At 73.5% G+C, this 20,417-nt stretch carries 22 protein-coding genes and 1 riboswitch; of the genes, 8 read left to right on the top strand and 14 right to left on the bottom strand.

The genetic code is table 11. The annotated features are described in order from the left end of the window. Nucleotides 1–142 precede the first annotated feature (142 nt). Nucleotides 143–421, bottom strand: a complete 279-nt coding sequence (locus ACFV6D_RS28265) for a MoaD/ThiS family protein (RefSeq protein ID WP_063348229.1) — start codon at nt 419–421, stop codon at nt 143–145. A 41-nt stretch (nt 422–462) separates the two neighbouring features. Next, nucleotides 463–1,743 carry a threonine synthase gene (thrC, locus tag ACFV6D_RS28260; RefSeq protein WP_380341627.1) on the bottom strand — a complete coding sequence of 427 codons (1,281 nt, stop codon included), beginning with the start codon at nt 1,741–1,743 and terminating at the stop codon, nt 463–465. 17 nt (nt 1,744–1,760) lie between these two features. Then, nucleotides 1,761–1,897, bottom strand: a riboswitch (SAM riboswitch). A gap of 147 nt (nt 1,898–2,044) precedes the next feature. Between thrC and ACFV6D_RS28255 the strand changes: the two genes are divergently transcribed. Together ACFV6D_RS28255 and ACFV6D_RS28250 are read left to right on the top strand one after the other, a co-directional pair. Beyond that, nucleotides 2,045–3,046 (top strand): glucosyl-3-phosphoglycerate synthase, encoded by a 1,002-nt coding sequence (locus ACFV6D_RS28255; RefSeq protein ID WP_244293389.1) that lies wholly within the window; start codon nt 2,045–2,047, stop codon nt 3,044–3,046. Between the two features lie 50 nt (nt 3,047–3,096). Beyond that, nucleotides 3,097–4,563 (top strand): trehalose-6-phosphate synthase, encoded by a 1,467-nt coding sequence (locus tag ACFV6D_RS28250; RefSeq protein ID WP_363377347.1) that lies wholly within the window; start codon nt 3,097–3,099, stop codon nt 4,561–4,563. A gap of 50 nt (nt 4,564–4,613) precedes the next feature. Here the strand turns inward: ACFV6D_RS28250 and otsB are convergent, their stop codons facing one another. Then, on the bottom strand, nt 4,614–5,453 hold the full coding sequence (otsB, locus tag ACFV6D_RS28245; RefSeq protein ID WP_063348232.1) for a trehalose-phosphatase: 840 nt from the start codon (nt 5,451–5,453) through the stop codon (nt 4,614–4,616). A 30-nt stretch (nt 5,454–5,483) separates the two neighbouring features. Then, nucleotides 5,484–5,744: a DUF3263 domain-containing protein gene (locus tag ACFV6D_RS28240; RefSeq protein WP_063348233.1), complete on the bottom strand. Its 261-nt coding sequence runs from the start codon at nt 5,742–5,744 to the stop codon at nt 5,484–5,486. Between the two features lie 67 nt (nt 5,745–5,811). Between ACFV6D_RS28240 and ACFV6D_RS28235 the strand changes: the two genes are divergently transcribed. Next, nucleotides 5,812–6,162: a cupin domain-containing protein gene (locus tag ACFV6D_RS28235; protein ID WP_063348234.1), complete on the top strand. Its 351-nt coding sequence runs from the start codon at nt 5,812–5,814 to the stop codon at nt 6,160–6,162. Nucleotides 6,163–6,245: 83 nt separating this feature from the next. On the opposite strand, the gene ACFV6D_RS28230 is transcribed toward ACFV6D_RS28235, so the two are convergent. Next, nucleotides 6,246–7,526 (bottom strand): extracellular solute-binding protein, encoded by a 1,281-nt coding sequence (locus ACFV6D_RS28230; protein WP_063348235.1) that lies wholly within the window; start codon nt 7,524–7,526, stop codon nt 6,246–6,248. Nucleotides 7,527–7,819: 293 nt separating this feature from the next. Between ACFV6D_RS28230 and ACFV6D_RS28225 the strand changes: the two genes are divergently transcribed. After that, entirely contained in the window at nt 7,820–8,767 is a 948-nt protein-coding gene (locus ACFV6D_RS28225) for an ROK family protein (RefSeq protein WP_063348236.1), read from the top strand. Further along, a complete protein-coding gene (gene nagA / locus ACFV6D_RS28220) occupies nt 8,764–9,945 on the top strand; it encodes an N-acetylglucosamine-6-phosphate deacetylase (protein ID WP_380341616.1) in 1,182 nt (393 codons plus the stop codon). Before ACFV6D_RS28225 ends, nagA begins: the two co-directional genes overlap by 4 nt. 98 nt (nt 9,946–10,043) lie before the next feature. Here nagA and ACFV6D_RS28215 read toward each other — a convergent pair whose 3' ends face one another. Then, nucleotides 10,044–11,084: a hypothetical protein gene (locus ACFV6D_RS28215; RefSeq protein ID WP_063348238.1), complete on the bottom strand. Its 1,041-nt coding sequence runs from the start codon at nt 11,082–11,084 to the stop codon at nt 10,044–10,046. A 90-nt stretch (nt 11,085–11,174) separates the two neighbouring features. Beyond that, a complete protein-coding gene (locus ACFV6D_RS28210) occupies nt 11,175–12,965 on the bottom strand; it encodes a diguanylate cyclase (protein ID WP_063348239.1) in 1,791 nt (596 codons plus the stop codon). A gap of 373 nt (nt 12,966–13,338) precedes the next feature. Here ACFV6D_RS28210 and ACFV6D_RS28205 point away from each other — a divergent pair, with 373 nt between their 5' ends. Beyond that, a complete protein-coding gene (locus ACFV6D_RS28205; RefSeq protein ID WP_244293390.1) occupies nt 13,339–13,866 on the top strand; it encodes a flavin reductase family protein in 528 nt (175 codons plus the stop codon). A gap of 10 nt (nt 13,867–13,876) precedes the next feature. Here the strand turns inward: ACFV6D_RS28205 and arfB are convergent, their stop codons facing one another. Beyond that, the gene (gene arfB, locus ACFV6D_RS28200) at nt 13,877–14,311 is read right to left on the bottom strand and encodes an alternative ribosome rescue aminoacyl-tRNA hydrolase ArfB (protein ID WP_063348241.1); all 435 of its coding nucleotides are present in this window, start codon (nt 14,309–14,311) and stop codon (nt 13,877–13,879) included. A 92-nt stretch (nt 14,312–14,403) separates the two neighbouring features. Here arfB and ACFV6D_RS28195 point away from each other — a divergent pair, with 92 nt between their 5' ends. Further along, a complete protein-coding gene (locus ACFV6D_RS28195; RefSeq protein WP_380341607.1) occupies nt 14,404–14,901 on the top strand; it encodes a hypothetical protein in 498 nt (165 codons plus the stop codon). Nucleotides 14,902–15,025: 124 nt separating this feature from the next. Continuing rightward, entirely contained in the window at nt 15,026–15,601 is a 576-nt protein-coding gene (locus ACFV6D_RS28190) for a TerD family protein (protein WP_063348242.1), read from the top strand. A 100-nt stretch (nt 15,602–15,701) separates the two neighbouring features. On the opposite strand, the gene ACFV6D_RS28185 is transcribed toward ACFV6D_RS28190, so the two are convergent. From ACFV6D_RS28185 to folP, 6 genes are all read right to left on the bottom strand, one after another. Beyond that, entirely contained in the window at nt 15,702–16,925 is a 1,224-nt protein-coding gene (locus ACFV6D_RS28185) for a hypothetical protein (RefSeq protein ID WP_380561554.1), read from the bottom strand. Nucleotides 16,926–17,047: 122 nt separating this feature from the next. Then, complete coding sequence (locus tag ACFV6D_RS28180) at nt 17,048–17,536, bottom strand: DUF3180 domain-containing protein (protein WP_063348244.1); 489 nt, start codon at nt 17,534–17,536, stop codon at nt 17,048–17,050. A 188-nt stretch (nt 17,537–17,724) separates the two neighbouring features. Beyond that, on the bottom strand, nt 17,725–18,324 hold the full coding sequence (gene folK / locus ACFV6D_RS28175) for a 2-amino-4-hydroxy-6-hydroxymethyldihydropteridine diphosphokinase (protein WP_063348245.1): 600 nt from the start codon (nt 18,322–18,324) through the stop codon (nt 17,725–17,727). Between the two features lie 40 nt (nt 18,325–18,364). Then, entirely contained in the window at nt 18,365–18,724 is a 360-nt protein-coding gene (gene folB / locus ACFV6D_RS28170) for a dihydroneopterin aldolase (protein ID WP_063351209.1), read from the bottom strand. A gap of 247 nt (nt 18,725–18,971) precedes the next feature. Further along, nucleotides 18,972–19,469 carry a nuclear transport factor 2 family protein gene (locus ACFV6D_RS28165; protein ID WP_063348246.1) on the bottom strand — a complete coding sequence of 166 codons (498 nt, stop codon included), beginning with the start codon at nt 19,467–19,469 and terminating at the stop codon, nt 18,972–18,974. Beyond that, on the bottom strand, nt 19,466–20,353 hold the full coding sequence (folP, locus tag ACFV6D_RS28160) for a dihydropteroate synthase (protein ID WP_380429855.1): 888 nt from the start codon (nt 20,351–20,353) through the stop codon (nt 19,466–19,468). The genes ACFV6D_RS28165 and folP overlap by 4 nt, the downstream gene beginning before the upstream one ends. Nucleotides 20,354–20,417 lie beyond the last annotated feature (64 nt).

Raw genomic sequence — 20,417 nt, 5'->3', positions numbered from 1 at the left:
CGACCACACCCACGCCCCCCACCCCCTGAATCGCCGGGGCCCGCGCCCCGTGCTCCGAGACGGCCGCTCGCCGCCCCGCCCCCCCGCCCCCCCGGCCGGTCGGACGAACGGCTCGGGCGGGGTGCCCGGATCGGGGCGCGGCTCAGCAGCCGCCGGCCACCGCCGGGATGATCGAGACGCTGGCGCCGGCCGCGATCCCGGTCGCCAGGCCCTCGGCGAAGCGCACGTCGTCGTCGTTCACGTAGACGTTGACGAAACGGCGCAGCTTGCCGGCGTCGTCCAGGATGCGGGCGGCGATCCCCGCGTGGTTCTTCTCCAGGTCGGCGATGACCTCGCCCAGGGTGGCGCCCTCGGCGGCCACCTCGGCGGCGCCGCCGGTGTAGGTGCGCAGGATGGTGGGGATACGGACGTTGGCGCTCATGGTTCTCCTAGCGGGTGCGACCCAGCGGGGTGGGGGGTGTTTCAGGCGGACGCGAGGCCGGCGTCGTGGAAGGACGCCAGGGTCGGGCGGATGACGGCGGTCATCCCGGCCCCGGCGACGGCGTCCAGGGTCTTCAGGCCGTCGCCGGTGTTGATCGCGACGGTCTCCTTGGCCGGGTCCAGCTGGCCGGTCTCCACCAGCTTCTTCAGCACGCCGACGGTCACCCCGCCCGCGGTCTCGGCGAAGACGCCCTCGGTCCGGGCCAGCAGCCGGATCGCGTCCACCACCTCGGCGTCGGTGACGTCCTCGACCGCGCCGCCGGTGCGCCGGGCGATGTCCAGCACGTACGGGCCGTCCGCCGGGTTGCCGATCGCCAGCGACTTGGCGATGGTGTCCGGCTTGACCGGGCGGATCACGTCCTGGCCGGCCTTGAACGCCGCCGACACCGGCGAGCAGCCCGCCGCCTGGGCGCCGAAGACCTTGTACGGCCGGTCCTCGACCAGGCCGAGCCTGATCAGCTCCTGCAGCCCCTTGTCGATCTTGGTCAGCTGGGAGCCGGAGGCGATCGGGATGACGATCTGCTCCGGCAGCCGCCAGCCGAGCTGCTCGCAGATCTCGTACGCCAGCGTCTTGGAGCCCTCGCCGTAGTAGGGGCGCAGGTTGACGTTGACGAAGCCCCAGCCCTCACCGGCCGGGTCGCCGATCAGCTCCGAGCAGAAGCGGTTCACGTCGTCGTAGTTGCCCTCGATGCCGACCAGCTCGCCGCCGTACACCCCGGCCATGACGACCTTGCCCTGCTCCAGGTCGTGCGGGATGAACACGCAGGACTTGAAACCGGCCCGGGCGGCCGCCGCGCCCACCGCGCCGGCCAGGTTGCCGGTGGAGGAGCAGGAGAGCGTCGTGAAGCCGAAGGCCCGCGCGGCCTCGATGGCGCAGGCCACCACGCGGTCCTTGAACGAGTGGGTCGGGTTGCCCGAGTCGTCCTTGATGTGCAGCTGCGCGGTGAAGCCCAGCTCGCGGCCCAGGTTGTCCGCCTTGACCAGCGGGGTCCAACCGGGGTTCAGGTTGGGCTTGGTGGCGACGTCGGCCGGGACGGGCAGCAGCGGCGCGTAGCGCCAGATCGAACTCGGGCCGGCCTCGATCCGGCGGCGCAGCTCCTCGGCGCCCTCGCTGCCGAAGTCGTACGCGATCTCCAGCGGGCCGAAGCACTCCAGGCAGGCGAAGCTCGGACCGAGCGGGAAGCGGGTGCCGCACTCCCGACAGGACAGCGCGGTGGCGGGGCCGAGGTCCACGGATGCGGGTGCGACAGTGTCGATAGCCATGATGGCGGAGGCCTCTCTCCTCATCTTCCCCGTGGCACGGTCGCGCCACAGGCCGGAATTGGCACCTGTCCCGCCGGGGCCTGTCGACAGACAGCCGCGCGAGAAGGTTGCCGGGACGTCAACGGGCCGTTCCCTCAGTCCCTCTGGATGAGCTTGTGAAATTGTGGTGGTGCTCAACGGCGACCCCGACGTGCAAAGGTCCGGCCGCTGTACGAAGACTGTATCCGAAGGCGTCAACCCCGAACGGGATCGTCCGCCACGCGAGATGGCGCGTCCCACCGACCCCGCCGAGGAGAGTCCCGTGCCCGCCGAACCGACCCCCGCGCTGCTCCCGCAGGCGGCGTCCTGGCTGCGCCGCCGCTCGTGGAGCGCGGTCGACCGGCCGGTGCACGCCCTGCTGGAGGCCAAGCGCCGGACCGGCCACACGGTCAGCGTGGTGCTGCCCGCACTGGACGAGGAGGCCACCGTCGGCGACATCGTCCGCACCATCCGCCGCGAGCTGATGGAGCGCCTCCCGCTGGTCGACGAACTCGTCGTCATCGACTCCGGCTCGGCCGACGCCACCGCCGCCGTCGCCGCCCGGGCCGGCGCCCGGGTGGAGTACCGCGACGCGATCCTGCCCCGGCTGCCCGCCGTCCCCGGCAAGGGCGAGGTGCTCTGGCGCTCGCTGCTGGTCACCCGCGGCGACATCGTCTGCTTCGTCGACGCCGACCTGCGCGAGTTCGACCCGGCCTTCGTCTCCGGCATCCTCGGCCCGCTGCTCACCGAACCGGACATCCAGCTGGTCAAGGCCATGTACGACCGGCCGCTGGAGACGGAGGGGGCGGTGGTCCCGGCCGGCGGCGGCCGGGTCACCGAACTGGTCGCCCGCCCGCTGCTCAACCTGCACTGGCCGGAACTCGCCGGTTTCGTCCAGCCGCTCGGCGGCGAGTACGCGGCCCGCCGCGCGCTGCTCGAACGGCTCCCCTTCCCCACCGGCTACGGCGTCGAACTCGGCCTGCTGGTCGACGCGCTGGAGACGGTCGGGCTGGACGCCCTGGCCCAGGTGGACGTCGGCGTCCGGCACCACCGGCACCAGGACGGCCAGGCCCTCGGCCGGATGGCCGCCACCATCTACCGCACCGCCCTCGAACGCCTCGACCGCACCCACCGGCTGAAGGCCTCGGCCGACCTCGTCCACCCGCTGCTGACCCAGTTCACCCGCGACCCGCAGAGCCGGGAGTTCACCGCCCACACCCACCCGGTGACCGCCCTGGAACGCCCGCCCATGCACACCGTGCCCGAGTACGCGACCCGACACTGAACACCCACCGAAAGGGTTTGCCGCTCCGGAGCCCAGGCAACGTACCAACCATGGGCGATCTCACGACCGAACGTTCGAGTGCGACCGGCACCGCCCCCGTCCTGGTGGCCTCCAATCGGGGACCGGTGTCGTTCAGCACCGCGGACGACGGCACGCTGACCCTCCGCCGCGGCGGCGGAGGCCTGGTCTCCGGCCTCTCCGCCATCGACGACCCCGACGCCGTCTGGGTCTGCGCCGCCCTAGGCGCCGCCGACCGACAGGCCGCCAGAGAGGCCCCGGACGGCCGCCTCGACCTCGCCGGGCACGATGTGGGCGGCCAGGCCGTCCGCATGCTGGACATCGATCCCGACACCTTCGCCCGCGCCTACAACGGCGTCGCCAACTCCACCCTCTGGTTCGTCCACCACCTGCTCTACGCCACCCCCACCGCCCCCGCCTTCGACGCCGGGTTCCGCACCGAGTGGGCCGCCTACCGCGCCTACAACGCCGCCTTCGCCGAGGCACTGGCCGCCGAGGCCGCCCCCGGGGCCGCCGTGCTGGTCCAGGACTACCACCTCTCGCTGACCCCGGCCCTGCTCCGCGCCGCCCGCCCCGACCTGCGGATCGGCCACTTCTCGCACACCCCGTGGGCCCCGCCCGAGTACTTCCGGCTGCTGCCCGACGACGTCGCCGAGGCCGTCCTCACCGGCATCCTGGGCGCCGACCGGGCCGGCTTCCTGACCCGCCGCTGGGCGCTGGCCTTCGCCGACTGCTGCGCCGACCTGCTCGGTGCCGAGGTCGACCGGGACGCCATGACCGTCACCCACGCCGGCCGCACCACCCGGCTCGGCGTCCACGCGCTCGGCGCCGACGCCGACTTCCTGCGCGAACGCTCCCACCGCCCGGACGTCGACGAACGCCTCGCCGCCCTCCGCGAGGCCGTCGGCGGGCGCCGCACCATCGTCCGGGTCGACCGCACCGAGCTGAGCAAGAACATCGTCCGCGGCCTCCAGGCCTACCGGCACCTGCTGCGCACCCGCCCCGAATGGCACGACCGGGTGGTGCACATCGCCTTCGCCTACCCCTCGCGCACCGACCTCGCCGAGTACCGCGCCTACACCGCCCAGGTCCAACGGCTCGCCGAGGACATCAACGCCGAGTTCGCCACCCCCGCCTGGCAGCCGCTGATCCTGCACGTCGACGACGACTTCCCGCGCTCCCTGGCCGCCTACCGGCTCGCCGACGTGGCCCTGGTCAACCCGATCCGGGACGGCATGAACCTGGTCGCCAAGGAGGTTCCGGTGGTGTCCGACCACGGCTGCGCCCTGGTGCTCTCCCGCGAGGCCGGCGCGTACGCCGAACTCGCCGAGGACGCGCTCACCGTCAACCCGTACGACGTCATCGCCACCGCCGACGCCCTGCACGCCGGCCTCACCATGCCCGAGGAGGAGCGCGCCGACCGCACCAAGCGCCTCGCGGCGGCGGCCACCGCGCTGCCCCCGCAGCAGTGGTTCCTCGACCAGCTCAACGCGCTGTGAACCGGCTCGACGCGCGCTGAACCGGCCCGCTCAACACGCTGCCGCCCGGCTCAGCCAGCGCCGACGGCCGCGCCGAGCGCCGCGAGCAGTTCCACCACGCCGGCCGGGCCCGCGACCACCAGGTCCGCCCGGTCGGCGAGCTCGCGCACCGGCGCGTCCCCCACCGCGCCGCTGCACACCAGCAGCCCCGCCACCCCCTCGCCGCGCAGCTTCTCCACCGCAGCGAAGGCCGCCACGTCCCCCAGGTCGTCCCCCGCGTACAGCACCGAGCCGGCCCCGCGCTCGCGCAGGAAGCCGGTCAACGCCGCGCCCTTGTCCACCCCCGGCGGCCGCAGCTCCAGCACCAGCCGCCCGGGCTCCACCACCAGCCCGTGCCCGGCCGCCAGCTCGCCGACCGGCGCCCGCAGCAGCTCCAGCGCCTCCTCGGGCGCCGCCGTGCGCCGGGTGTGCACCGCCAGCGAGCGCCCCTTGTCCTCCAGCCACGTCCCCTCGGGCGCCCCCGCCGCCGCCAGCAGGCCCGGCAGCGCCGCCCGCGCCCCGGCCACCCCGGGGTGCACCGGCGGCGCGGTCACCTCGCCGCCCTCCCAGCGCTCGGCGCCGTAGTGCCCCAGCACCACGACCCCGGGCAGCCCGTCCAGGCCGCCGTACTCCGCCGCCAGCGCGGCCGGCCGCCCGGTCACCACCACCACGGCCCGCACCGCCGGCACCAGCGCCCGCAGCGCGGCCGCCGCCCCCGGATGCGCCCGCGCCCGATCAGGATCCGCCACGATCGGCGCCAGCGTCCCGTCGAAGTCCAGCGCGATCACCGCCTCGCCCGGCGCCGCCAGGATCGCCCGCAGCCCGTCCCGCCCGGCAGCCGTGACCGGCACCCACTTCTCGTCAAAGCCCATGCCCGAGCCCTACCCCGCGGCCCCCTCCCGCTACCGCGCGGACCGCCGGGCCTCCCGGATCCGGCGCAGCCGGTTCACCAGCACCGGGGCGTGCGCCAGTGCCTCCGGCCGGTCCAGCAGCGCGTTCAGCAGCTGGTAGTACCGGGTGGAGGAGAGCCCCAGCTCCTCCCGGATCGCCCGCTCCTTGGCCCCGGCCGTCCGCCACTGCCGCCCCTCCAGGGCCAGCACCGCCAGGTCCCGCTCACTCAGCTCACCCACCAGGACACCTCCGCCATCACTACGGAGTGTCATTCTCCCGCGTGAGCCGGACACACTGTGCGCCCTCCGGCGCCCGGCCGCCCCGGCTAGCGTCGGCGGTATGACCACGCCCAGCTTCGCCGTGCACATCCCCACCGCCGACCTCGAACCCGACCCGCTCGACCCGGCCCAGATCGTCTCCGGCACCCCGGAGGTCTCCGGCCTGGTCCTCTCCGAGTCCCCCGACGGCCGCCAGCTGCGCGGCATCTGGCAGATCACCCCGGGCGTGGTCACCGACGTGGAGGCCGACGAGCTGTTCGTGGTGCTCAGCGGTCGGGCGACCATCGAGGTCGAGGGCGGCCCGACCCTGGAGGTCGGCCCGGGCGACTGCGCCGTGCTGCGCGAGGGCGACCGGACCACCTGGACGGTCCACGAGACGCTCCGCAAGGCCTACGCCATCACGCTCCCCTGACGAGCCCGCCCCTGACACGAGCCCGCCCCTGACACGAGCCCGCCCCTGACTCCCCCGCCCCTGGAGGGCGCCCCGGCCCGGGTTCACCTGCGGACCCGGGCCGCCTCCTTGACCGCCGCGTCCTGCAGCCCGGCGAGCGCCTGCTTCGGGTCCCCGGTGACGGCCTGCCCGATCCCGGCCTTGATCCGGTTGCTGACGTCGCCCCAGGCCGGGTCCCCGAACGGGTAGAAGCTGGCGTTGGTCAGCCCGACCGCGAACTGCTTGAGGTCCTCGTGCTTCGGGTCGGACGTCATCTGGTTGAACGCGTCCTGGGTGACCGGCAGCAGGTTGTACTGCTCGTCGAACTTCAGCTGGAACTCGCGGGAGTAGGCGAAGGACAGGAACTTCTTGATCTCGTTCTTGTGCCCGTTGGCCTTGAACGCCATCATCCAGTCCGCGACGCCGAGGCTGCCGGTCTTGCCCACGCCGTCCTTCTTGGGGATCGGCGCCGTCCCGAAGTCAATCTTCCCGGCGGTGGCCATCCGCAGCAGCGTCGGGTGCCCGTTCAGCATCGCGACCTTCCCGGCCGCGAAGTCCTGGAAGACCGGGGTGCGGTTCATCTTGCCCGGGTCCGGATAGGTCAGCCCGGTGGCCACCAGGTTGTTCTTCAGCCAGCTGAAGGTGGCCTGGTTCTGGGTGCTGTCGATGGTGTAGTTGCCGACGTCGTCGGAGAGGCTGCCGCCGCCGCTCAGCGTCCACAGCATGGACTCGGCCGGCGCCTCCTCCGGCCCGAGCGGCAGCCCGTACGGGGTCACGCCCGGCACCTTGGCCTTGATCTTCTCGGCGTCCTGGCGCAGTTCGTTCCAGGTGGCCGGCGGCTGGGTGATGCCGGCCTGGCGGAAGACGGCCTTGTTGTAGAAGAGCACCCGGGAGGAGGAGACGAACGGGATGCCGTACTGGGTGCCGAGCACCTGCCCGGCGTGCGCGAAGGTGTCCAGGAAGTTGGCCTGGGTGTCCATCGAGAGCACGTCGGCGGCCGGGTACAGCCGGTCCGCCGCGACCTGGTCGGCGAAGCCGCCGGTCTGCAGCAGGTCGGGGGACTTGCCGGCCGCGATCATGTCGTCGACCTTCTTGCCGATGTCGGTCCAGCTGTCCACCTCGACGTCGACCTTGATGCCGGGGTTGGCGGCCTCGAAGCCGTGCGCGATCTCGTCCCAGTAGAGCTTGGAGCTGGTGTCGGCGCTCTCCCCGTAGTCGGCGGCGACCAGCTTGAGGGTGACCGGCCCGTCGTTCTGCCCGCCGCAGGCGCTGACGGCGGTGAGTACCAGTGCTCCGGCCAGCGCGGTGCCGAGGACGCGGGTGGGAACGTGGGCGCGCCTGTTCAACGCGGGTACCGCCTTCAGGGGAGAACTGCGACCGGACGGGGGAATCCGGGAGGGGGGAGGCGCAACACTGCCAAACCCACCGGGCGGTGGTCCACACCACTGTGCCGAGCCCGCCGAGTAGTTATCGAAGTGCGGACGTCATTGCACGATGCGCAACAGAAGGTGAACGGAAGGCGCCCGACGCAAAGCCGCTCACACCGACCCCATCTGCGACAAAGCTCACCTACTTTGGACCAGACCAATCCGACAACTGGACTAGACCTCTTCTACCCGACCAAGGGAAACTGTCCTCCGTGAAGCACGTCATCGCACTCGATGTAGGCGGCACCGGCATGAAGGCCGCGCTGCTCGCCCAGGACGGCTCCGTGCTGTTCGAAGCACGCCGACCGACCGGGCGGGAGCACGGCACGGACGCCGTGGTCGCCGCCATCCTCGACTTCGCCGCCGACCTGGCGGACGAGGGCCGGGGCCGCTTCGGCGTCGCCCCGCTCGCGGCCGGCGTCGCCGTCCCGGGCACGATCGACGAGAGGAACGGCATCGCGGTCTACTCGGCCAACCTCGGCTGGCGGGACCTCCCGCTGCGCAAGCTGCTGGGCGAGCGCCTGGCCGGGCCCGACGGAGCCGCCATCCCCGTCGCACTCGGCCACGACGTGCGCTCGGGCGGCCTGGCCGAGGGCCGACTCGGCGCCGGCCGGGGCGTCGACCGCTTCCTGTTCATCGCGCTGGGCACCGGCATCGCCGGTGCCATCGGCATCGGCGGCCGGATCGAGGCCGGCGCGCACGGCTACGGCGGCGAGATCGGCCACGTCGTGGTCCGCCCGGGCGGACCGCAGTGCGGCTGCGGCGCCCGCGGCTGTCTGGAGACGCTCGCCTCCGCCTCCGCCGTGTCCCGTGCCTGGGCCGCGGCCAGCGGCGACCCCGACGCCGACGCGGCATCCTGCGCCGCCGCGGTGGACGCCGGGGACGACCGCGCGCTCGCGGTCTGGCAGGGCGCCGTCGACGCCCTCGCCGACGGGATCGTGCTCGCCCAGAGCCTGCTCGACCCGTCCACGGTGATCGTCGGCGGCGGGCTGGCCGAGGCCGGTGACACGCTCTTCGGCCCGCTGCGCACGGCGGTCACCGAGCGCCTGACCTTCCAGATGCCCCCGAAGGTCGTACCCGCCATGCTCAAAGACACCGCCGCGTCCCTGGGCGCGGGCCTGCTCGCCTGGGATCTGCTCTCCATGGAGGTGACCGCGTGACCACCGCGGACCGTGACCGTACCGCACTGGCCGGCGCCCGGCTGGTCCTGCCCGGCGGCGTCGTCGAGGGCGGCCGCCTGGCCGTCGAGGGCGACCGGATCGCCGGCCTCGGAGGCGAGAGCGGGCCCGGCGACCTCGACCTGACCGGGTACACCGTCGTGCCCGGGTTCGTCGACCTGCACGTGCACGGCGGCGGCGGTGCCTCCTACGCCTCCGGCATCGCCGAGGAGGCACTGCTCGCCGCCCGTACGCACCTGGAGCACGGCACCACCACCACGGTCGCGTCCACCGTCACCGGGGAGATCGACGAGGTCGCCCGCCAGGCGTCCGTGCTGTCCGAGCTGGTCGAGGACGGCGTGCTGGCCGGCATCCACTTCGAGGGCCCGTTCATCTCCCACAACCGCTGCGGCGCCCACCGCCCCGACCTGCTGCGTGACCCGGACCCGGCGCTGGTGCGCAAGCTGGTCGACGCCGCCCGCGGCCACGCGAAGATGGTCACCCTGGCCCCCGAACTGCCCGGCGGCCTGGACTCGGTGCGGATGCTCGCCGACCTCGGCGTGATCGCCGCCGTCGGCCACACCGACTCCGACTACGCCACCACGCTGGAGGCGATCGACGCCGGCGCGAGCGTCGCCACCCACCTCTTCAACGCCATGCCCGGCATCGCCCACCGCGCCCCGGGCCCGATCGTGGCGCTGCTGGAGGACGAGCGGGTCACCGTCGAGCTGATCAACGACGGCGTGCACCTGCACCCGTCCGTGCTCGACCTCGCCTACGGCACCGCCGGGGCGTCCCGGGTCGCCCTGATCACCGACGCCATGGGCGCGGCCGGCATGGGCGACGGCCTCTACCCGCTCGGCCCGCTCCAGGTCGAGGTCAAGGACGGCGTCGCCCGGCTGGTCGAGGGCGGCGCCATCGCCGGCTCCACGCTCACCCTGGACGTCGCGTTCAAGCGCTCGCTCACCGTCAACGGCCTGACGCTGAACCAGACCGTCGAGTCGCTGTCCGCCACCCCGGCCCGCCTGCTGGGCCTCGCCGACTCGATCGGCTCGCTGGAGACGGGCAAGCAGGCCGACCTGGTCGTGCTCGACTCCGAGGGCTACGACCTGGTCGCCGTCATGCGCCGCGGCCGCTGGGTCCTCGGCGGCGAGCGCTTCGACGTGGTCAAGCCCGCCTGACGGAGCGCCGGAACGCCGACGGCCGCCCTTCCCCCACGGGGACGGGCGGCCGTCTCGCGTTCCGGCTCAGCCGCTCAACCGGTCAGCTGCTCAACCGGTCAGCCGGTCGCATTCGGTTCGAGGGTGATCTGGTCGATCAGGATCGACCCGGAGGGCACGGTGAAGGTGATGCTGTTCGTCCCGGCCTGGAGCTGCGGGAGTATCCAGGTGTTGAACCAGGAGGACGCCGGGTCCTTGCCGGGCACGTAGTTCTTGAAGAGCAGCCCGCTCGGCCAGTCCTTGCCGTTCACCGAGGCGGCGCCCTTCAGGTCCCCGCCGGTGTTGTTGTAGTGCACGTTCAGCTTGTAGGTGCCGGCCGCGGCGACCTCGCCGTTCCAGGTCACCGAGCCGCCCGGCTGGAGCGTCAGGTAGCTGCCGTCGGCGGACTTGGTGCCCTTGACGCCGTTGCCGGACGGCGCGTTCTGGGCCTGGAGCTGGCCCGAGTCCACGGTCAACGGGCCGGCCGGGGCGGTGGTGCTCGCCGAGGCCGAGGCGGTCGGGGACGAACTGCCGGTCGCCGGGGTGCTGGGGGGAGCCGCGGCGGTGGTCTGGGCGCCGCCCTTGGCGGTCTTGTCGCCCTCCGGGTCGCCCTTGGAGAGCGCGATCCCGGCGCCGATCGCTATGGCCGCGACCACCGCGACCGCGCCGATCACCGCGCCCTTGCTCCGGCCGCTGCTCGACCGGTCCTCCCCCGGCTGCGGCCGGGAGTGCTCGGCGTAACGGGTCTGCTGGGTGGGCGCGGTGCCGTGCTCGGGCTGCTGTTGCTGCGGCGGGTACGGCTGCTGGCCGCCGGGGTAGCCCTGCTGCGGCCCCGCCTGCTGGCCGTACTGGGGCTGCTGCGGCCGCGGCTGGTAGGGCTGCTGCCCGTACTGGGCCCGGCCGACCTCCATCGGACGGCTGTACGACGTCCGGGGCACGCCCTGCTGTGGCTCGGCCGGCTGCCCGGAGGCACCCTCCGCCGGGCGGTAGAGGTAGCCGAACGGGTCGTCGTCCTGCGGGGCACCGCCCTCGGGCGCTCCGTTGTTGCCGGCGGTCGTCACGGTGGTCAACTCCCCCATCCGGTTCGCGCCGCCGGGATGCGGGCCGCCGGCGCAGATCATGGACGCTGTCGTACCCGGGAACCCTACCTGTCCTTTGTGACAGCCGGAAAAGAGCCCTTGACAACCCGTGGGTAACCAGGACCGGCGGGCTCAGCCCGCCCGTCGGTGCGAGCGCTCGCCCCGCGCGCCGCGCACCGCGCCGCCCCGGGCCCGCTTCTCGTCGTACATCCGCTCGTCCGCGGTGTGCAGCACCTCCTCGATGCTCATCCCGCAGCCCGCCCAGCCGACGCCGAGGCTCACCCCCACCCGCATCGCCCGGCCGTCGATCCGCATCGGCGGGATGATGGCGCCCCGCAGCCGGTGGGCCAGGTCCTTGGCCTCCTCGCGGCCGATCCCGTCGGCCAGCACGACGAACTCGTCGCCGCCGAGCCGGGCCACCGTGTCGCCGTCCCGGACGGCCTGGCTCAGCCGCCGGGCGACCTCGACCAGCACCGCGTCGCCCGCGTTGTGGCCGAACCGGTCGTTGATCGACTTGAAGCCGTCCAGGTCGCAGAAGAGCACCGCGAGCCCCTTGTCCAGCGACGCCGCGACGCCGGAGCGGAACGGTGCGGACCACGCCTCGCCGCCCGGGCCCTGGTCGGCCGGGACCACCGCGTGCACGTGCTCCCCGTAGCCCGGGGCGAGGCCGTACGGCGGGCCGCCCTCGGGCGTCCCGTAGCCGTGCACCGGCCCGCCGTACGGGTCCGCGCCCTCCAGCCGGTCGTACGCGGCGTGCGCGCTGTAGGAGTCGGCCGGGTAGCCGTACGGCGCCGGGTAGGCCGGCTCGCCCGGCCCGGCGGGGGCCCCGACGGTCTGCGGCTCGGCGCAGAGCCGGCGGCCCAGCCGGGCCTTCAGTTCGGCGCCGTTCGGCAGGCCGGTGAGCGCGTCGTGGCTGGCCCGGTGGGCGAGCTGGAACTCGTGGCGCTTGCGGTCCTCGATGTCCTCGACGTGGGTGAGCAGGAAGCTCGGGCCCTCGGCCGCGTCCGCCACGATCGAGTTGCGCAGGCACACCCACTGGTAGCCGCCGTCCCGCCGGGACAGCCGCAGTTCCGCCCGGCCGCTCTCGGCGCTGGTGCGCTCCAGCAGCGCCCGGTCCTCCGGGTGCACGAGGTCGGCGAAGCTCTGCTGGCGCAGCACCGCGCGGGGGCGGCCGAGCAGGCGACAGAGCGCGTCGTTGACCCTGGTCAGCTGGCCGCGCCCGGCGCCGTGCAGTTCGGTGATGGCCATCCCGCTGGGCGCGTACTCGAAGGCCTGGCGGAAGCTCTCCTCGCTGGCCCGCAGGGCCTGCTGCTCCTTCTCCAGGCGGGCCAGCGCGCGCTGCATCTCGGCCCGCAGCCGGGCGTTGCCGATCGCGATGGAGGCCTGCAGCGAGAACATCTCCAGCGCCTCGCGGGTCCACGCCCCGGGCCGCTTGCCGCTGCGCGGGCGGTCCACCGAGAGGACGCCGAGCAGGTCGCCGCCGGCGCTGTACATCGGGGCGAGCAGCCCGTCGGCGGGGTGCCAGTCGTTGGCGTAGACGGGCAGCGGGCCGTCCCCGATCCAGCGCGGGATGTCGCTGGCGACGGCCCAGCCGCGGTCGTACGGCAGGAAGCGCAGGGTGCCCCAGTGGTCGCTGACGCCGAGCAGCCGGTCCCAGGACTCCCGGGAGCCGACCTGGCCGAGCAGGACGGAGGGGCCGCCCATGGTGCTCTCCTCCAGCTCCCAGACGGCCGCGACCACGAGGTCCCCGTCCGGGCGGACCAGGCTGACCGCGGCGGCGTCGAAGCCGAGCCCGTGCACCGCACCCTCGACGACGGCCTGCAGCGTGCCCGCCAGGCTGCGGGCAGCGTTGAGGTCCGCCACGACCCGGTGCAAGGTGCGGAGGGTCGCGAGACGGACGTACGGCTCCGACTCGGCTTCCATGCGGGGGCTCCCCGGCTGCTTCGGATAGTTCTTGATTGGTTATCGTCCGATTGCCAGAAGAACTGAATCACAGGGAGCACAGCGTTCGGCACGCTCGGTCAGCAATAGGCCATCACTTGTGACTTAAATCACACGACACTAATGCACCCTTAATCAGCTCATCCGCCCCATAGCGGGACATAAAGCGCTATCGGAATATTTCCTTTGGTCGACCGCATTGGCCTCACGCTGAAGCCCGCTGCCGCCCGGCAGGCCCCTTGCTTCACTCCTGAGGGTGAGTCCCGGACCCGGCCGCAACCCCGCCCCGTGCGCCGCTGGTCCTACGACCTCGGCCCGATGCCGATTCCGGCGGCCGCCGACTACCGTGCGGTACGTGTACTCGTCCCCGCAGCCCGAAGCTGCCTCCCACGCCACGCCCGACGAGTTCCGGGCGGCACTCTCCCAGCTCGCCTCCGGCGTGAGCCTGGTGACCGTCCACGACCCGGAGGACGGCGAGGACGTCGGCATGACCGCCACGTCCTTCCTGTCCGTGTCGCTGGAGCCGCCGCTGGTCCTGATCTCGGTCCGAGAGGACTCCCGGATGGACGAGGTGCTCTCCCGCACCGACACCTGGGCGGTCTCGCTGCTCACCGAGGGGCAGAAGGCGCTCGGCTCCCGCTTCGCCATGAAGGGCCGGCTCAGCGACCGGCTGCTGTTCGCGGACACCCCGCACCACCGCGGCCCGCGCTCCGGCGCCCCGCTGATCGACGGCGCGCTCGCCACCGTCGAGTGCCGCACCGAGCAGCGGATACCGGCGGGCGACCACACCCTGCTGCTCGGCCGCGTCCTGGAGGCCGCGGTGCCCAGCCCGGCCGGCCGGCCGCTGCTCTACTTCCGCGGCGGCTACCGCACCCTCGGCTGAGCCGCCCCGGCTACTCGCCGCCCCGCGGCGACTGCCGTCCCTGCTTCAGCTCGGAGCGGCGCCGCTTGTTGGACAGCCGGCGCTCGACCATCCCCCGGCTCGGCCTGGTCGCCCGGCGGGACTTCGGCGGCGGCGCGCACGCCTCGGTCAGCACCGCCGACAGCCGGGCCGCGGCCGCCTCCCGGTTGCGCCACTGCGAGCGGAACTCCGAGGCCTGGATCACCAGCACCCGGCCGTCCACCAGCCGCCCGGCCAGCCGCTCCAGCGCGCGCTCGCGCCACACCTCGGGCAGCGCCTTGGACGCCGCCAGGTCGTAGCGCAGCTCGACCTTGCTGTCGGAGGTGTTGACGTGCTGGCCACCTGGGCCGGAGGAACGCGAGAAGCGCCAGACGAGCTCGGCGTCGGGGACGACCACCGACCCCCGTACGCGGATGGGCTCGGGCATGCGTCCATCATCCCGCGCCCACACCGCCCGGTCACCCGGTTATCCGCGACGGCCGACGGCCCGGTTCCGCACCACCGCCCGCAGCCCGGACAATGGCGTACGTGATCGAGCTCGGCTACTCCCTCTCCAACCGCTTCCCCGACCCCCCGCAGACGGACTACCGCTCCGCCCCGGTGCGGTCCCTGCGGTACGACCTGTTCTGCGGCGACGTCTACCTGGACGCCGAGGGCGCCGAGCTGTCCACCGGCTGGGGGTGGGTGCCGGTGCTCGACTTCGCCTGGGCGCTGTGCGACATCGTCGAGGAGCTGGACCGCGACCCGGACGGCGGCCGGGCCGCCCGGGTGCAGACCGCCGACCTCGACTTCACCCAGAACACCGAGCTGCTGCGGTTCGCCCGCCGCTTCAACTGGGTCGAGATCACCTCGACCTGGCTGCCGGACGAGCCGCCCGCCGTGGTCCGCCACGGCGAGCTGCGGCGCGAGGCCCGGGACTTCCTCCAGGACACCCTCGCCGACCTCTTCGATATGCACCCCGAGCTGGCCGACAATCCGAACATCTGGTCGCTACAGGGCCGGTTCCCCCGGATCTGACCAGGGCATTGTCAGACCTTTGCCAGAGGATTGGCATCCACGAAGAATTCACGGACTTCGCGGAACCAACCCACCGGAGTATGGCGTTGTCCCGGAAAAAGCGAACGAAAGGACTTCAATCGCCATGCCAGTGAGCCTCTCCAAGGGTGGCAACGTCTCGCTGACCAAGGAGGCCCCGGGCCTGTCCGCGGTCAGTGTCGGCCTGGGCTGGGACGTCCGGACCACGACCGGCACCGAATTCGACCTCGACGCCAGCGCGATCGTCCTGAACGCGGACGGCAAGGTGCTCTCCAACGGGCACTTCGTCTTCTTCAACAACACCAGCAGCCCGGACAACACCGTCGTGCACACCGGTGACAACCGCACCGGCGAGGGCGCCGGCGACGACGAGTCGCTCAACGTCAACCTGGCCGGCCTGCCGGCCGAGGCCGTCAAGATCACCTTCCCCGTCACCATCTACGACGGGGTCGCCCGCGGCCAGAGCTTCGGCCAGGTCCGCAACGCGTACATCCGCGTGGTGAACGCCGCCGGCGGCGCCGAGATCGCCCGCTACGACCTCTCCGAGGACGCCGCCACCGAGACCGCCATGATCTTCGGCGAGCTCTACCGCAACGGCGGCGAGTGGAAGTTCCGCGCCGTCGGCCAGGGCTACGCCTCCGGCCTGGCGGGCATCGCCCAGGACTTCGGCGTCCAGCTCTGACACCCCGCCGGGCCCCTCCCGGCCCGGCGCACCGCCGGAACGAAAGCGGCGCGGGACATCGGTCACACCGATGTCCCGCGCCGCTTTCGCGTATCCGGACCTAACGCGAGGCGCGCAGCTCCGGCAGCTGGATCAGCTCGGTCTCGTCCTCCGGGGTCAGGTCCACCACCGCGGGCGCGCCCGGCGCAGGCTCGGCCGCCGGCTGCGACGCCTGCGAGCCGGCCACGGCCTCCTGCACCTCACGAGCCTCCTGGGCCTCCTGCGCCTCGGCCTTCGCCTGCGCGGCCACCGCCTCGTCGCCCACCACGTCGGCCAGGTCCGTGCGCTCGCCCAGTTCGGCGACGCTGCCCACCGCGGGCGCCGGGGCCGCCGCCCGCACGGCCGCGCCCGCACCACGGCCGAAGAAGCTGAAGCCCGGCCCGCGCACCGCCCCGGGCTGCGCCGACCGCGGCCGCTGCCGCTCCACCGGCGCGGGCGCCGCGACCGGAGCGGACGGCGTCCCGCCGAGCTGCCCGACCGTGGCGGTCAGCGCCGGGCGCACCGGCGCGGGCCGCACCGACGCCTGGGTCTGGGTCTGGTCCTGTGCCTGTGCCTGTGCCTGTGCCTGTGCCTGTGCCTGTGCCTGTGCCACCGGAGCCTGCTCCGGAGTCGGCACCGCGGGAGCCACCGGCGCCGGCACCGAGGGCGCCACCACGGCAGGCACGGGCGCCGGGGCCGCAGCGGCCGGCGCCGTACGCGCCCGCAGCGCGACCGCCGAGCCCGCCGTCCGCTCCCGCCGCGCCTCCTGCTCCGCCGCCCGCCGCTCCAGCACCCGCAGCACGGACGCGGCACGGACGAACGCGGCCGGGCTGGCCGGGTACTTGGGGCGGCTCGCGGCGAGCGCCCGCTGGGCCGCCTCGGCCTCCTTGAGCGCCTGCTCGGCCACCGTCACGGCCCGCTCCCGCAGCAGCCGGGCGATCTCGGTCTCGGCCTTCGCCAGCCGCGACTTCTCCGCCGTCAGCCGCCGCCCGAACCGGGTGGCCCGCTCCTCGGCGACCTCAGCCGCGTACTCGGCCTCCGCCAGCTGCTCCTCGAACCGCTCCTCGGCCCGCAGCCGCTGCGCCGCGGCCATCTCGGCGGCCGCCCGGGCCGCCTTGTCCCGCTGCCGCAGCAGCAGCGCGAAGCCGAGCGTCGCGACGACCGCCGCGACACCCACCGAACGCACCAGGACGGCGTCCTGACTGAAGAGCAGGGCGGCCAGCGCAGCGACGAGCAGCACGCCGGCGGCGGTGGGGGGGAAGATCCGGCCGAGGACGGAGGAATGACGGTGGCGTCCGCGAGACATGCCAAGAAACTAGCGTGCGAATTGGGGCCGTGTCAGCCCAGGGTCCTCTTCCGCCCTTGACAGTGCGCAAGTTTTACCGCACGTGCCCGGCGTTTCACTCAAGATCACGAAAAAGGACCTGCTCAGCGGGGCGAGGGCGCCGGGCCGCTCGGATCGTCGTGGTTCTCCGGCAGCTTGCACACGTGCTGCAACCAGAGCGCCGCCGCGATCACCGCGGCCCCCGCCAGCACCGCGAGCCCGGCCGTGACGGCCTGGTCCTTGCGCGCCGACACGTCCAGCTCGCCCAGCAGGAAGATCCCCGCGCCCGCGTAGACGCCGGTGACCACCGCCGAAACCAGCGCGCTGGCCTGCCCCAGCACCACCGCCCGGGCCGCCAGCAGCGGGTCGACGCCCTTCGCGCCGGGCTGCCGCTCGCGCACCGCCTTCAGCCGGGACCGCAACGAGAGGGCGGTCGCCAACAGGACCACCGCCACCGCCGCCAGCACCACCGGCGCCGCGACCGGCACGGCCGGCAGCGTGTCCAGGGAGGCCCAGAGCTTGGCACCGGCCCAGGACAGCGCCGTGGTAGCAGCGGTGATGCCGACCAGCAGGCGGAGGCGAAGCAGCTTCACTCGGAGGAGGTCCTTCCCGGGGTTACCAGAGCCGGCCGTCGCCCGGTGGCCCGGCGCGGCGGCGCCAGGCCACCGTACCGGGCCCGACCGGGCGGGCACCCGCGCGAACGGCGGACACCTACTCGTACGGCCGGGCCCCCCGGTCGAGTTCCCCGGCCGTCCTCACCGGGCCGCCGGGCCGCGGCCGGTCACTCCGGCAGCGTCAGCCGGATGTCGTCCCGCCGCCGGACGCCCTGCGCGCCCGGGCCGCCGAGCGCGTCCAGCAGTGCGCCGACCTGCCCGTGCCCGGGCACCTCGGCCTCCGGCTGGGCGTCCAGCCAGGGGGCGAGCACGAAGGCCCGCTCGTGCGAGCGCGGGTGCGGCAGCAGCAGCTGCGGGTCGTCGCTGAGCACGCCCTCGTAGGCCAGGATGTCGACGTCCAGGGTCCGGGGACCCCAGTGCACCGTCCGGACCCGCCCGAAGGCGTCCTCGATCGCGTTGCCGCGCTCCAGCAGGTCGCGCGGCGGCAGCGAGGTGCGCAGCACGACGACCGCGTTGTAGTAGTTGGGCTGTTCGTCCGGGCCGCCGACGGCCTCGGTCTCGTAGACCGCGGAGACGGCCTTGATCTTGAGCCCGGGGGTGTCGGCGAGCGCGTCGACGGCGCCCTGGAGGGTGTCCAGGCGGTTGCCCAGGTTGCTGCCGAGTGCGATCACCGCGCAGTGCTGGCTGTGCAGTGTGGTGTCGGCGGAGTCCACCCGGCTCTCCAGGTCGAACGTGGTCGGCGAGGCGGTCGGGTCGCTGGTGCTCATCGAGATCCCTCTGCAACTGGAACGGGGCGCACGGCGGCGGTCATGCGCGGCCCCGGTGAATGGTCACGGTCACGTCGTCGAACGGCACGGTGATCGGGGCGTCGGGCTTGTGCACGGTCACCTCGACCTCCTCGACCGCTTCGTGCTTCAGGCACTGGTCGGCGATGCGCTGGGCCAGGGTCTCGATCAGGTCGACCGGCTCCCCGGCGATGATCGCGGTGACCTCCTCGGCCACGAGGCCGTAGTGCGCCGTGCGGGTGAGGTCGTCGCCGGACGCGGCGGGGCGGGTGTCCAGGTACAGCACGAGGTCGACCACGAAGGTCTGGCCCTCGATGCGCTCGCGCTCGAAGACGCCGTGGTTGCCCCGGGCACGCAGCCCCCGCAGGGTGACGCGGTCCAGCAAACGAATCACTGCTCCCAGTCGGACGGGCCCCACCCGGAGAATGGCATGGACGGGCGGGGCGAAGGCGGGCAGCACACCCGCCACTCCGTTTCGAATCTACCCGCGGGCGCTGACAACGTCTGACCGTCCTACCCGGCACGAACCGTCGCCACGCGCACCGGAATGGCGATTGACGTGAACGTTCGGTGACCACTCGGGAATTCCCGGGCGACCTCCCGGCGGCGTTTTCCGAAGGCCGCCCGAATCAGTCCTCGTCCTCGTCGTCGCCGCTGGTCAGAACGGGTGAACCGTGGTGCGACCAGAGCTTCCACCCGCCCGGGGTACGGCGGAACAGATTCGTGGATACGACCTTTCCGCCGACCAGCGGACCGAGTTCCCCCTCCTCCTCCGCCTCGCCGCCGGAGAGGATGTTCTCGGTGCACGTGACAAGGGCCACATCTCCGTGGACCTCGGCCTCGACATCGGTCAGGAAGAACTGGATGTACTCCGTGTTCATCATGATCAGCATGTACGAGCGGGTCACCTGCGCCCGCCCGCGCAGCACCGGCCAGCCGGGGTGCACGCACACCACGCCGCCCTTGTCGTCCGCGTCCGCGGCGCCCAGCCAGGCGTCCTCGACCGCCTCCAGGTCCCCCTCCTCCAGTGCCTGGTAGAGCGCCTGGTTCGCCGCGAGCACCGCCTCCAGGTCCGCCTCGCGGGCCTGGCCGGCCGTTCCGCCGCTCAGCCTGCCGTCACCTGTCACAGACCCTCCCTCACCCCTTGCCGGGCCGCGTGCTGCCAGGCCGCGACCACCCGGACGGCGTCCGCCGTGCCGGACACGTCGTGCACCCGCACCGCCCAGGCGCCGGCCTGGGCCGACAGCACCGACACCGCGGCGGTCGCGTCGTCGCGCTCCCGGGCCGGGCGCAGCGCCCCGGATTGCGGGTCGGCCAGCAGCGTACCCAGGAACCGCTTGCGCGATGCGGCGACGAGGACGGGACGGCCGAGCGCGGTGAGCGCGTCCAGCCGGCCGAGCAGCGCCCAGTTGTGCTCGGGGGTCTTGGCGAAGCCGAGCCCCGGGTCGAGGATCAGCTGGTCCTCCTTGACCCCGGCCGCCAGCAGCGCGTCCACCCGGACGGCCAGCTCGGCGACGACGTCCGTCACCACGTCCCGGTAGACCGCCAGCCGCTCCATGTCCGCGGACTGGCCGCGCCAGTGCATCACCACGAAGGGCGCGCCGGTGTCGGCGACCACCTGTGCCATCGCCGGGTCGGCGAGCCCGCCGGAGACGTCGTTGACGAGCGCGGCACCGGCCGCCACGGCCTGCTCGGCGACGGAGGCCCGCATGGTGTCGACCGACACCACGACCCCGGCGGCGACGAGCTCGCGCACCACCGGCAGCACCCGGCGCAGCTCCTCCTCCTCGGGCACCCGCTGCGAGCCGGGCCGGGTGGACTCGCCCCCGACGTCCACCAGGTCCGCACCGCGGGCGCGCAGGGCGAGCCCGTGCGCGATCGCCTTGGCGGGGTCGTGCCAGAGGCCGCCGTCCGAGAAGGAGTCGGGCGTGACGTTGACCACACCCATCACGGCGCAGCGGTCGAGCCGCGGCAGTCCGGCCGGCAGCGAGAAGGACGGCGAGTTGCTCATGTGCCCATTATCGAACGGGGCCCCCCCCGCGGATTCTCGGCGGGGGCCCCGTTGGTCGCGGCGG

Source organism: Kitasatospora sp. NPDC059812 (assembly GCF_042732075.1).
Taxonomy (GTDB): Bacteria; Actinomycetota; Actinomycetes; order Streptomycetales; family Streptomycetaceae; genus Kitasatospora.
The sequence above is the reverse complement of the archived record's forward strand: the minus strand, read 5'-3'. Positions and strand labels throughout refer to the sequence as shown.